Here is a 12,348-nt window from a genome sequence, read left to right as displayed (position 1 = left end):
TCACTCCCTGGTTGAAAACCGGTAGCCCGTGCCACGCACGGTTTGAATGAGGGAGTCATAGCCGCTTCCCAGCGCCTTACGCAAACGCCGAATGTGAACGTCTACGGTTCGCTCCTCGACGTAGACATTACCGCCCCACACCTGGTCGAGCAACTGACCACGACTATAGGCTCGCTCCTGATGGGTCATAAAGAACTGTAGCAAGCGAAATTCGGTGGGCCCCATATCAACGGAGCGATCATCGATACTGACCCGATGGCTGACCGGGTCGAGCTTCAGCCCCTGTACGACGATGGCATCCTGGGGCTCGGTCAACCGGCTCCTGCGCAGAACCGACTTCAGGCGTGCCACCAGTTCGCGAGGGGAGAAGGGCTTGGAGATGTAATCATCTGCGCCGCTTTCCAACCCCTGCACCATATTATCCTCATCGGCCTTGGCTGTTAACATGATGATCGGCAGGGAGCCGGTGAGCTCATCACGCTTTAACCGTCGTGCCAGCTCGATACCTGATGTACCCGGCATCATCCAGTCAAGCAGCAACAGGTCGGGTTTACGGTCAACGATGAGCGCCATTGCCTGCTGGGCGTTTTCCGCCTCCAGCGTCTGATAGCCCGACATCTCCAGGGCGACCGCAATCATCTCACGGATGGCGGCTTCGTCATCGACGATTAATATGGTTTTTGCTGTCACGGCAGTACCTGTTCCTCATGGGCAACTGGGCACTATTAGAGCGAGGCTTTGTTACAGATTCATTACAGCGTGGTATCAGAGTACGCGCAACGCGTAATCGGCAGCAAGCCCCATGAATATCGCCAACCCCACCCAGTGATTATTCAGGAAGGCGCGAAAGCAATCCTCACGCTGGCGTTTACGTGTAAGGCGATATTGATAAGCAAACAATCCTGCGGCCACCGCCAGGCCCAAATAGAAGGGGGCACCCAACTCCAGGCGGCCCGCCACCATCAACAGTACCAACAAGGTAAAACCCTGCAAAAACAGGATCATCGCGTTATCCGCATCACCGAACAGAATCGCCGTCGACTTGATACCTATTTTGAGATCGTCATCGCGATCAACCATCGCATACTGGGTATCGTAGGCGACCGTCCAGAGCAAGGTCGCAATATAGATCAGGCCCGCTGCCGGAGTGACCTCACCGCTCTGGGCGGCGTACGCCATCGGCACCGACCAGGCAAAGGCGGCGCCCAGCACCACCTGGGGAAGATGGGTGTAGCGTTTCATAAACGGGTAACAGGCCGCTAGGGCCAAGCCACCAAAGGATAGGTAGATCGTCAGGCTATTGGTAAACAGCACCAGCACAAACGCCAACCCCACCATCACGAAAAACAGCAGCAGCGCCTCGCGGGGCTGGATACGCCCGGTCGCCAGCGGGCGATTGCGGGTTCGCTCTACGCGCCCATCAAAGTCACGGTCCGCATAGTCATTGATAACACAGCCCGCGCTGCGCATCAGTACCGTACCGACGACAAAAATCAACAGCAGATCGGCACGGGGCAAGCCCTCGGCCGCAGCCCACAGCGCCCAGAGGGTGGGCCAGAGTAGCAGGTAGATGCCAATAGGTTTATTGACCCGGGTTAGGGCGATAAAGTCCGGTAGGCGGGGGAAACGCTCAAGAATCCATTGCATGATGACGACTATCTATCAGGGTATCGGGCACAGGGAGGGTGCCGCAATCAATGCATCGCAGTCTAGGGTTTCACCCGCGGGATTGCAACGCGGCTACTCGAACAGCGATGGCAGAAACACTTCACATACTGACAGGGGGCGATGGTCAAGGTAAAACAGCGAGCGCCTGCCCCAGGCGATTTGATCGTCATAACAATGGGGAAGATGCGCATTGAGTTGACTGACCGGCAGTGGGGCAATCTCAATCTCTCCACGCTGCATGGCAGGGTTACTGAATAGATAGGCTCCCAGCGGCTTGGTGTTAAGGCGCAACAAACAGCGATTAGGCCCTACCAGGGTAGAGTGAGGGAGCACGCTGCGGGCAAACACCCGGGGGACTCCATCACCGATCAAAAGCACCTCGCGAATATTGGCCACTTCCCGCTGGCCAATGCCAAGACAGTGGCGCTCGGAGGGCGTTGGGCGAGCCCAACGCTGCCTGATCAACTGCACACAAAAGCGCTGTGGATAGCGGCGCATCAAACGCTGGGTTAGCGAGCCTCGATCAAGCAACCACTCCCGCCAGGGTTCAGGCAGGTGAGACTTGAGAATCTGGCTTTGCGGACGCCATTGATTGGCGTACAGGGTTGTGAGAGGCAAACGGGTACCAGGGCAAAAGTTGCGAGCAGGAATCCAGCGGCGCCATTCGGCAGCTGGGAGATTCGGCGGAGAATTGTAACACAACTCACCTAAAGCCCCAGAGGACGCGGGCACGGTGCCAAAAAAGACTTCACTTTTCTCTATGCGACTGCTTAGATATATGGTCTAACAATAAATAGAAACCAATGGAACCTTGGGGGACTCATGCGTAAACCAGAATTAACGGCAGCAATAGCCGAACAGGCAGACCTGACCAAAGAACAAGCGGGCGAAGCCCTGACAGCCATCCTGGACCAGATCAGCGGAGCCTTAGGCCGCAACGAAAGTGTGAGTCTGGTCGGCTTTGGCACATTCACCCAGCGCCACCGCGGTGCGCGCACCGGAAAAAACCCGCAAACCGGCGAAGCCATTCAGATTAAGGCCAGCAATACGGTCGCTTTCAAACCGGGAAAATCACTCAAAGATAGCGTCAACGGATAAGTACCCAGGGGCCTGTGCCTGGAGCACGCCTTCGGTACAGCCCCCACGCTCTTCTACGAGTCAGCGAGAGACCTGCGACTCCTGCCTGTATAACCACCCCTCGTATGGCTACATTTAGAGAGACTCCACTGCAATAACGATGAGGCCTCACCGTGCGTAATATACTGCTGTTGTTATCTGGATTATTGCTCTGGACCAATGGCTATGCTGAGACGGTATCTCACGAACTCGCCGAGCAAAGCCTGCAAAAATCAGGCATTGAACTCTTCCTTAAACAAACCCCCATCATGCTCGACCATCTTCTTCGAGCCCAGAATGCGCGTACAGAAGAGGAGCAGGTGCTGTTGCGTCAGGCCAGCGAACGGCTGCAACAACAGATCACCTTCGAGCAACTGCATCAGCGACTGGTTAACCGTTTGCTCCAAAGTGGTCACAGCGACTACCTGAAACAGATGAACGCCGCGCTCGATTCCCCTCTCGCCAAGGCGATGAATGAGAGAGAAAAGCAAGCGGGTAGTGCCGACGGCCGCCAGCGCCTGGAGGAGTACAGGGAAAAAGTGCAGCTCAACCCTCCACGCGGCACACGCGTCGAGCTTGTAAAGCGACTGGACAACGCATCGCGTACCTCCCAGATCAGTGTCATGTTAAGGGAACAGCTAACGCTCTCTATCAGGCACGCAGCGGAGGTATTGACCCAACGACCTGATGGAGAAAACCCTGGTGCGAAGGAGCTGGATCAACAGGTTCATGAGCAATTAGTGAAGGCATCCAGGCAGCAGGTCGAGAGTTTTTTCCTTTACTCCTACCGCCAGGTCCCAACCGCTCAGCTAGAGCAATATGTCCTGCTGTACGAAGCCGACGCGACCCGCTGGTTTATGGATCAGTGTCTGGACGCAATGCGGGAGTTTTTCACTAACCAGCGTAACAGCTTCGCCACACGCCCCTGAGCAATCGGTAATCCCTCGTCAGGGTGTCTTAATAGTGGCCAGGTAGTGTAATACCTCACAAAACTGGTCGAGCGCCTGGGCCCCAAACCGTTCCTCAAGCAGCTGGTTGTTGGTGCGGATAACCGGTTTCACCAGCGCCAGCGCAGCGCGTCCACTATCGCTCAGGTGCAATGAAAACGCGCGCCTGTCTTCCAGGCTACGCCGTTTTTCAACCAGTGCCTTGCGGCACAAGCGCTCAACCATGCCCGTGATGGCTGAGGTATCGAGCTTAAGCCCTACCGCCAGCTCCTTTTGCTGGCAGCCGTCGTTTTTTTCCAGAAACAACAACGCCGCGACCTGGGCGCCGGTAACCCCTGCGGTCTCCACCATGGTCTTATCGATATAGAGTTTTAGCTGGTGCTGTGCCTGATTCAGCAGATGATAGATCCTGCGTTCCTGTTCCATTCGAGTACTGTATGGTGGCTGATGGTGCTAAAGATCATCACCCAATTGGATCCCTGACTGCAAGCTCTTCGGCGGGGGAGGCGAGGGCAGCCGCTCAGGCCTCACACAATGCCCGCCGGATCAGTGGCCGAAAACGTGAGCCATCTGCTCAATTTCGTCCCTGCGTTCTGCCAGTTCGGCTATCGCCTCCCGCGCGCGCTCGGGGTCAAGGTTGAGCTCGTCAAACATGGACTCAGGAATCTCCTCGGCCGGGGCATCCCCCAACTCCTGCTCTCGTAGCAGGCGCGCGGTCACATACAGCAAACGCGCGTAAGTCGCATGCTTGCCGTCATAGTTCGCTTCATTCTGGAAGCGCAGGGCCACAACGACCTCCTCTGGCATGCCCCATAATTCCATCAACCAACCCGCCATCTGCTCCCTGCAGATACCCAGATGATGGCGTTCAACATCCACATGACTGGCATGGGGGTTGGCCTCAATGTGGCGACAAATCACCGAGAAATGAGGGGGGAATACATGAGATAACACCAGATATCCAAAATTATGCAGTAGGCCCGACAGGTAGCAGAGCCCTCTCTCCGGACGCGTTGCCCGAGGAATGAGGGTGCACAGGGCATCGATTGCGGTAGCGTTGTACGCTGACTGCGTCCAGTAAGGGGTCTTGCCCTCTGGCATATCCTTGGGCAACGAGAGGGATTTCCCCAATGCCAAACCTACAGCAAGGTTGATCACCAGGTCGAAGCCCAGTACTCGAATAATCGCATCTTCGATCGACTTTATCCTGCCCGGTGCCGCGTAGTAGGGCGATGCGGCCCAGCTCACAACCTGGGCTGCCAGGCTTGGGTCCTCTTCCACTACGGCAGTAAGATCCTCAATCTCCGCATCGGGATTCACCCGCAGCTTGATAATCCGCTGCGCCGTGCGGGGCAACGGGGGTATCTCTACCGTCTCTTCCAGTCGCTGTTTAATTCGCAGTGTAGTGAAATTTTTAACCGCAGCAGAGATCTCCGCTACGTCTTGGTCAAGGTAGCTCATTATGGGTGCCTGCACTGGGGTGACAATAGTGGCGTCAAGGGGGGTGGCCTCACTGAGTATACGGCGAAACTCATCCTGGGTCAGTTGCAGCAGGTTGCTGCTCGCCCCTGAATCCATCGTTAGCTCGACCTGCTCATAAAGGGCGCTATCTACAATAGTTGGTATACCGGTCAACTGCGGCAAACCTGTCAGCGCCTCCAGGCCGTGCTCCAGACAGATGTTGTGCAAATCGGAAAAGGGCGTCGCTTTCAGGTTACGACCCAACAACTTCTCCAGTTTGCCAAGATCAATCAGGTGATCGGCAGGAAACAGAAGCTGCAAGCGTCCGATCTCATCCTCAAGCATCACCACCACAACGCGGCTGGCGTCGCTGCGGGTCTGCCCGGCAATCAGGCGAGGCATCTCGGTAATACTGTAGGAGATCGCCTGATTATCCAGTAACTGTTTGACCTTATTAGGTATCACTCGCTGCGTTCCTGTTCTTAATCGTTGAATGTTGCTAACTATAGCTAAAGCCTTCGTACAAAAGGGGAGTGTGCGGGCGTTTTTTATCGGCACATTGCCTCAGGTCACAGTATTTCGCCTGCCTTGCAGACTACACCTGCCCGTAGTGGTCCCGCTCCCCTAGCCAACGCTTGATCAACGGCCTGATACTGCTTTCCAGCCCCTGGGCCTGGAGCCAGCGCGCTGCGCTCTGCACAGGTTCCAATAACGCCGAATCCCGCTGCAGGTCGGCGATACGGTACTGTACCAACCCCGTCTGTCGGGCGCCGAGCAGTTCACCCGGACCCCGCAGCTGCAAGTCTTTCTCAGCGATAACGAAACCGTCGGTTGATTCGCGCATAATCCCCAAGCGTTCACGCCCCATTTTTGACAATGGTGCATGATATAGCAATACACAATAGCTCCGGGTCGCACCGCGTCCTACCCGCCCCCGTAACTGGTGCAACTGTGCCAACCCCAACCGCTCAGGGTTTTCAATAATCATCAAGCTGGCATTGGGTACATCGACTCCCACTTCAATCACTGTGGTCGCCACCAGTAACTGTAGCTCCCCCGCCTTGAACGCATCCATCACCTTGGCTTTTTCAACCGCTTTCATGCGCCCATGAACCAAACCTATACCAATTTCCGGCAATAACATGCGCAGCGTTTCAACGGTCGCCTCTGCGGCCTGGCACTGAAGGAGTTCCGACTCTTCGACCAGGGTGCAAACCCAATACGCCTGCCGTCCTTCTGCACAGCCTCTACGCACCCGGTCGATCACCTCCGAGCGGCGTTCCTCCGGAATCACAACCGTCTCCACGGGGGTGCGCCCGGGAGGCAGCTCGTCGATCACCGAACAATCAAGATCCGCGTAAGCACTCATCGCCAGGGTGCGGGGTATGGGGGTCGCCGTCATAACCAGCTGATGGGGCTGGTAACCCGTTTGCTCACCCTTTGCCTTTAGGGCCAGACGCTGGTGCACACCGAACCGATGCTGCTCATCGATAATGACCAGCCCTAGCCGGTCAAAAGTCACCTCGTCCTGAAACAGCGCGTGGGTGCCCACCACAAACCCTGCCCGACCTTCGCTGATTAAAGCCAGCTGTTGACGCCGCTCGCGCACCCCCTGTTTTCCGGCCACCCACGCGACCTCGATGCCCAGCGGCTGCAACCAATCGCTAAAAGTGCGGTAGTGTTGCTCCGCCAAAATCTCCGTCGGTGCCATCAACGCCACCTGACACTGCCCAGCAATCGCCTTTAAGGCCGCCAGAGCCGCTACCAACGTCTTTCCGGAGCCCACATCCCCCTGCACCAGGCGCAACATCGGATGGGGACGCTGCAGATCCCGATCGATCTCCTCCAGCACTCGCAACTGGGCCGCGGTGGGCGAAAAGGGCAGCGAAGACGTCAACAAATCCCTCAGCTCTGCACCCCCCTGCAGCGAATAAGAGGCCAATGCCCGAATGCGCTGGCGAAGCTGAAGCACGCCAAGCTGATGAGCAAGCAGCTCCTCAAAGATCAATCGCCGCTGGGCGGGATGGTTACCCTCTTGCAGCTGCTGCTGCGAGACGTCCGGTGGAGGTCGGTGCAGCAAGAGCACCGCCTGCTGCAGAGGCATCAAGCGGTATTGGGTCAGGAGTTGCAGAGGCAGCCACTCCTCAAGCCCCCCCTCGGACTCCAGCATCAGGATCGCCTGCTCACACAGGCTCCGCAGGCGATTTTGGTGCAGCCCTTCGGTCGCCGGATAGATCGGCGTCAGGTGCTCCTCCACCGCCGTAGCCTGATTATCTTGCAAACGGCTATATTCCGGGTGAAACAGTTCCAGACCCGAGCTTCCGCGCCTTACCTCTGCGTAACAGCGCAAGCGGGTGCCCACCACTAATCCCTGTTTCTGCGCAGCGCTAAAATGGAAAAAGCGTAAGGTTACCGTGCCGGTACCATCCTGAAGCCTGCACACCAGGCTGCGGCGGCGCCCCATAACGATATCCGCCGCCCGTACCTCGCCTTCGATCACCGCATCCTGTCCCAGCTGCAGAGCGGCAATGGCGGTAACCCGAGTACGATCCTGATAACGCAATGGCAGGTGGAACAGGAGATCCTGCAGGGTAAAAATCTGCAGTCGTGCCAGCTTTTCGGCAAGCTGGGGACCGACGCCCTTAAGCGCCGTCACCGAACGCTGGCTAACCCCAAGCTCTGCGCTCACGCCGCCGGTTTTTCCGCAATACTGCAATGACGTACGGCGGACACCAGGATATCGATCGCCTTCGGCCGCGGAAAGCTGGCGCGCCAGGCGACGGCCACCGTGCGAAAGGGTGCTGGTTTGTCAAAGGGCCGGGTAGCCAACATGCCCGGCGTGTAAAACCGATCGCCGGCTGCAGAGATCGGCAGCACCGTAATCCCCATGCCTGAAGCAACCATATGCCGCAGGGTTTCCAGTGAGCCACCCTCCACATCGGTACGCAGCTTGCTCTCACGGGCGCTACCGGTGCTCAGGCCAGGACAGGCCTCCAGCACCTGATCGCGAAAACAGTGCCCCTCACCTAATAGCAACAACTCGTTTTCACACAGTTGTTCCCGGTGGACACTCTCCTGTTCGCTCAAAGGATGCCTAAAGGGCATCAACACCGTAAAAGGTTCATCGTACAGGGCCTTGGTGAGCACATCGGGTTCGGTAAAGGGCAGCGCGATAATAATGGCGTCGAGCTCGCCATGGCGCAGCTTTTGGCGTAACACCGCTGTAAAGTTCTCCTCTATAAAAAGCGGCATAGCCGGTGCCAACTGCCGCAGTCGAGGCACCAGGTGAGGGAAGAGGTAGGGACCGATGGTGTATATAGCACCCACTCGCAACGTAGTACCCAGCTGATCCTTACCCGCGTTGGAGATCTCCCGCACCGCGGCGGCCTCTTCCAACACTTTCTGCGCTTGCTTGACCACCTGCTCCCCTAGGGGCGTAACCCGCACCGAACTCTTGGTGCGCTCGAAAATAGAGATGCCCAGCTCCGCTTCCAGCTTCTTGACCCCCACGCTCAGGGTTGGCTGGCTAACGAAGCAGCGTTCGGCCGCACGGCCGAAGTGTTGCTCACGGGCAAGGGTGACGATATAGCGAAGCTCGGTTAAAGTCATGATTGATAAAACTTATTAGATGGCGGAAGCTGTTAGCCTTATCTTAATCCAGCACCTAACCGATAACACCCCCTTTTGGAGCAAAAAAGATGACCCAAGCCTACTCTCCGCGAGTTCTTATTGTCGGCTGTGGCGATGTCGGCAATGAGCTGGGCAGGCAGCTGCTTAAAAACGGATACGACGTCTGGGGAATGCGACGCAACACCGCCTGTCTGGCGCCCGGGATAACACCGGTGCAGGGCGACTTTAACGAGCCGGCGAGCTGGCAACGGCTGCCCCTGGGGCTCGATTATCTGGTCTTTACCGGGGCCGCCAACGAGCGCAGCGACGCCGGCTATCGGCAAACCTACGTCGAGGGTCTTAAAGCGATGATCGCCGCAGCGACCGCGCTGGACAAGCCTCCGAGACGGTTACTGTTCACCTCCAGCACCGCGGTCTATCACCAGGGCAATGGAGTGTGGGTGGACGAAAGCTCGGCAACTCAGCCCCAGGCCTTCAACGGCCAACGCATGCTCGAAGCGGAGCAACTATTGGCCAGCTCTACGCTCCTCTCCACCAGCGTTCGATTCTCAGGCATCTATGGCCCCGGCCGGGAACGCCTGATACAACGGGCACAGAACGGACAGGGGTGCGAATATCTGCCGGCGCCAATAACCAACCGGGTTCATCGCGATGATTGCGCCGGAATCCTGAGTCACCTTATTCAGCGAGACTGGCAAGGCAAGGAGGTTGCGCCGCTCTATATTGGCAGCGATAGCGAGCCCTGCGCGATGGACGAGGTACTTGACTGGCTGGCAAAGCAGCTGGGGGTCGAGCTATCGGTTACCGAAAAGCGACCCTGCTCCATACCCAGTAAGCGCTGCAGCAACCAGCGTCTGCTGGAAACGGGTTATCGTTTCCTTTATCCCGATTTTCGCGCTGGGTACGGCGCGCTGCTGGAGCAGCGTGCCGCAAAGGGTTAATCAGGCGAGTTCCAGCACACCGTCCATTTCCACCGGAACCCCCTTGGGGAGTTCGGCTACACCGATAGCGGCACGGGCGGGATAGGGTTCCTCGAAGTAGCGCGCCATCACCTCATTGAGCTTGGCGAAATTGCCCAGATCCGTGAGGAAAATATTGAGTTTAACCATATCCTTGAGGCTGCCGCCGGCCGCCTCTGCAACCGCCTCCAGATTTTTAAATACGCGCTCTGCGTTGGCTTCGAAATCGCCATCCACCAGCTCCATGGTGTCAGGGATCAGTGGGATCTGGCCGGACAGGTACACCGTTGTCCCGACCTTGACGGCCTGGGAATAGGTGCCGATAGCGGCAGGGGCACGCTCGGTCGTAATGATCTGCTTATTGCTCATAAAATCTCCAGATAATCGAATACAGTGCCGGGCATTAGCCCCGGGTACGGGTAATAGTATTGACACCCTTGATGGATCGCAGCTTCTTAATTGTGCGCGCCAGATGCAGGCGGTCACTCACATTAATCAATAATTCGACCACCGAGAAGCGCGCATCCCGCTCCTCCAGGCTAATCTTCTCGATGCTGGCATCGGAGGCGGTTACCGCTGTGGCGAGGGTAGCGACCATGCCGCGCTGGTGCTCCAATTCAACCTTCAATTCGACGGTAAACTCGCCGCTAACCTGCTTGTCCCACTCCACCTCCAGGCAGCGCTCGGGATTGTGCCGAATATCGCCTATGTTGCGGCACGACTCCGAGTGAATCACCATCCCCCGGCCCGAGCTGACGTGGCCTACGATAGGATCCCCCGGTATCGGGCAGCAACAGCGAGCGAAGGAGATCACCATTCCCTCGGTACCGCGAATGGTCAGCGGTTGCTGGGAGTTGCTGTTATCAAGTTGGTCTTTGGTTTCACCGGGGGCATTCTCTAGCAGGCGCTTGGCCACCATATAGGCCATGCGATTGCCCAAACCGATATCTTCCAGCAGCGCCTCAAAATTATCGAATTCGGCATCCTTTAGAAGCTGATTGATACGCTCCTGGGGTATCTGTTCCATGGATGCGTTCAGGCTCCCCAGTACTCGATTAAGCAGGCGCCGACCCAGTTCAACGGAATCGGAGTGGCGCTGGTTCTTGAGATAGTGGCGAATATTTGATCGCGCTTTACCGGTAGTAACGAAGCTCAGCCACGCGACATTGGGCTTGGCACCCGGTGCAGTAATCACCTCTACCGTTTGCCCGCTTTGCAGCGGTTGGCTAAGAGACGCGAGACGCCGATCGATGCGACAGGCAACACAGGTGTTGCCCACATCGGTATGCACCGCGTAGGCGAAATCAACCGCCGTCGAACCTTTGGGCATCTCCATAATGTTACCCATAGGCGTGAAAACATAGACCTCGTCAGGGAACAGGTCGATCTTCACGTTTTCAATAAATTCAAGGGGATCACCGGCATTTTGATGCAGCTCCAAAACCCCTTTCAGCCACTGGCGCGTGCGCGCATGACTACCTACCAGCGCCTCCTCCTCCGACTTATAGAGCCAATGGGCGGCGATGCCATTGTTGGCCATCTCCTCCATCTCCTGGGTACGGATCTGGATCTCGATGGGCACACCATGCATGCCAAACAAGGTGGTGTGCAAAGACTGATAGCCGTTGGCTTTGGGGATGGCGATGTAATCTTTAAAGCGACCGGGAAACGGCTTATACAGGTTGTGTACCGCACCCAGAGCCCGGTAACAGTCATCAACTGTCGGCACGATGATACGGAACGCATACACATCCATAATTTCGGCAAAGGACTTCTGCTGGCTGCGCATCTTGCGATAAATGCTGTAGAGATGTTTTTCCCGCCCGGTTACCGACCCCTCCAGACCATGTTCGCGCAGCCGTGTATTGACCGCATCACGAATCACCGAAACCAGCTCGGTGCGATTGCCTCGGGCCTGCTTGACCGCCTGCCTGATCCGGTTCGAGCGCATCGGATAGATCGCTTTAAAGCAAAGCTCCTCCATCTCCACCCGCACCGAATGCATACCCAGGCGATTGGCGATCGGAACGTAAATCTCCATGGTCTCGCGAGCCTTACGCCGTTTATTTTCGGCGGGCATCACTCCGAGGGTGCGCATATTGTGGAGCCGGTCTGCCAGCTTGACCAGAATAACGCGGATATCCTTGGCCATCGCCATGGCCATCTTCTGGAAGTTTTCTGCCTCCTGCTCCGCTTTGGTCTCGAAACGCATTTGGGTCAGCTTGCTAACGCCGTCAACCAAATCGGCAATAACATCACCGAACTGGGACGCGATTGCCTGCTTGGGTATGCCGGTGTCTTCGATAACGTCATGCAGCATGGCCGCCATCAGACTCTGATGGTCCATGTGCATGCTGGCCAGAATTCTGGCTACGGCCAGAGGGTGCGTGACATAGGGTTCGCCACTACGGCGACGCTGGCCGTCGTGGGCTTGCTCGGCGTAATAGTACGCGCGACGGACAAGGTTGATCTGATCCGGCTTTAGGTAGGTAGAAAGGCTCTGGGCCAGATCATCGATGGTAGGCAATCGCCGCCTCCTGCAGTCAGCCGAAACATCCTGCGAAAAA

Annotated in this window: 12 protein-coding genes; 3 read left to right on the top strand and 9 right to left on the bottom strand. The window is 57.0% G+C overall.

Translation table 11 applies throughout. The features are described 5' to 3' along the window. From phoB to ACP3PW_RS05160, 3 genes are all read right to left on the bottom strand, one after another. Nucleotides 1-690 (bottom strand): phosphate regulon transcriptional regulator PhoB, encoded by a 690-nt coding sequence (gene phoB, locus ACP3PW_RS05170; RefSeq protein WP_426415605.1) that lies wholly within the window; start codon nucleotides 688-690, stop codon nucleotides 1-3. Nucleotides 691-765: 75 nt separating this feature from the next. Beyond that, nucleotides 766-1,647 carry a 4-hydroxybenzoate octaprenyltransferase gene (gene ubiA / locus ACP3PW_RS05165; RefSeq protein ID WP_426415604.1) on the bottom strand — a complete coding sequence of 294 codons (882 nt, stop codon included), beginning with the start codon at nucleotides 1,645-1,647 and terminating at the stop codon, nucleotides 766-768. A gap of 93 nt (nucleotides 1,648-1,740) precedes the next feature. Then, nucleotides 1,741-2,286, bottom strand: coding sequence for a chorismate--pyruvate lyase family protein (locus tag ACP3PW_RS05160; RefSeq protein WP_426415603.1), 546 nt, complete (start codon nucleotides 2,284-2,286; stop codon nucleotides 1,741-1,743). 204 nt (nucleotides 2,287-2,490) lie between these two features. Between ACP3PW_RS05160 and ACP3PW_RS05155 the strand changes: the two genes are divergently transcribed. Continuing rightward, nucleotides 2,491-2,766, top strand: coding sequence for an HU family DNA-binding protein (locus ACP3PW_RS05155; protein ID WP_426415602.1), 276 nt, complete (start codon nucleotides 2,491-2,493; stop codon nucleotides 2,764-2,766). A gap of 152 nt (nucleotides 2,767-2,918) precedes the next feature. Continuing rightward, nucleotides 2,919-3,713, top strand: coding sequence for a hypothetical protein (locus ACP3PW_RS05150; RefSeq protein ID WP_426415601.1), 795 nt, complete (start codon nucleotides 2,919-2,921; stop codon nucleotides 3,711-3,713). 18 nt (nucleotides 3,714-3,731) lie between these two features. Here ACP3PW_RS05150 and ACP3PW_RS05145 read toward each other — a convergent pair whose 3' ends face one another. The 4 genes from ACP3PW_RS05145 to ACP3PW_RS05130 all read right to left on the bottom strand — a co-directional run bounded on the left by ACP3PW_RS05145 (nucleotide 3,732) and on the right by ACP3PW_RS05130 (nucleotide 8,801). Continuing rightward, nucleotides 3,732-4,157 (bottom strand): MarR family winged helix-turn-helix transcriptional regulator, encoded by a 426-nt coding sequence (locus ACP3PW_RS05145; RefSeq protein WP_426415600.1) that lies wholly within the window; start codon nucleotides 4,155-4,157, stop codon nucleotides 3,732-3,734. Between the two features lie 120 nt (nucleotides 4,158-4,277). Further along, entirely contained in the window at nucleotides 4,278-5,657 is a 1,380-nt protein-coding gene (locus tag ACP3PW_RS05140; RefSeq protein WP_426415599.1) for an HDOD domain-containing protein, read from the bottom strand. 130 nt (nucleotides 5,658-5,787) lie between these two features. After that, nucleotides 5,788-7,881: an ATP-dependent DNA helicase RecG gene (gene recG / locus ACP3PW_RS05135; protein WP_426415598.1), complete on the bottom strand. Its 2,094-nt coding sequence runs from the start codon at nucleotides 7,879-7,881 to the stop codon at nucleotides 5,788-5,790. After that, nucleotides 7,878-8,801 carry a LysR substrate-binding domain-containing protein gene (locus ACP3PW_RS05130; protein WP_426415597.1) on the bottom strand — a complete coding sequence of 308 codons (924 nt, stop codon included), beginning with the start codon at nucleotides 8,799-8,801 and terminating at the stop codon, nucleotides 7,878-7,880. Before ACP3PW_RS05130 ends, recG begins: the two co-directional genes overlap by 4 nt. Nucleotides 8,802-8,890: 89 nt before the next feature. Here ACP3PW_RS05130 and ACP3PW_RS05125 point away from each other — a divergent pair, with 89 nt between their 5' ends. Further along, on the top strand, nucleotides 8,891-9,763 hold the full coding sequence (locus ACP3PW_RS05125; protein ID WP_426415596.1) for an SDR family oxidoreductase: 873 nt from the start codon (nucleotides 8,891-8,893) through the stop codon (nucleotides 9,761-9,763). Here ACP3PW_RS05125 and ACP3PW_RS05120 read toward each other — a convergent pair whose 3' ends face one another. Further along, nucleotides 9,764-10,150 carry a RidA family protein gene (locus ACP3PW_RS05120; RefSeq protein WP_426415595.1) on the bottom strand — a complete coding sequence of 129 codons (387 nt, stop codon included), beginning with the start codon at nucleotides 10,148-10,150 and terminating at the stop codon, nucleotides 9,764-9,766. 34 nt (nucleotides 10,151-10,184) lie between these two features. Next, nucleotides 10,185-12,308 (bottom strand): bifunctional GTP diphosphokinase/guanosine-3',5'-bis pyrophosphate 3'-pyrophosphohydrolase, encoded by a 2,124-nt coding sequence (gene spoT / locus ACP3PW_RS05115; protein ID WP_426415594.1) that lies wholly within the window; start codon nucleotides 12,306-12,308, stop codon nucleotides 10,185-10,187. Nucleotides 12,309-12,348 lie beyond the last annotated feature (40 nt).

Origin of the sequence: Aestuariirhabdus sp. LZHN29, assembly GCF_049985285.1 — a bacterium.
Classification (GTDB): domain Bacteria; phylum Pseudomonadota; class Gammaproteobacteria; order Pseudomonadales; family Aestuariirhabdaceae; genus Aestuariirhabdus.
The sequence above is the reverse complement of the archived record's forward strand: the minus strand, read 5'-3'. Positions and strand labels throughout refer to the sequence as shown.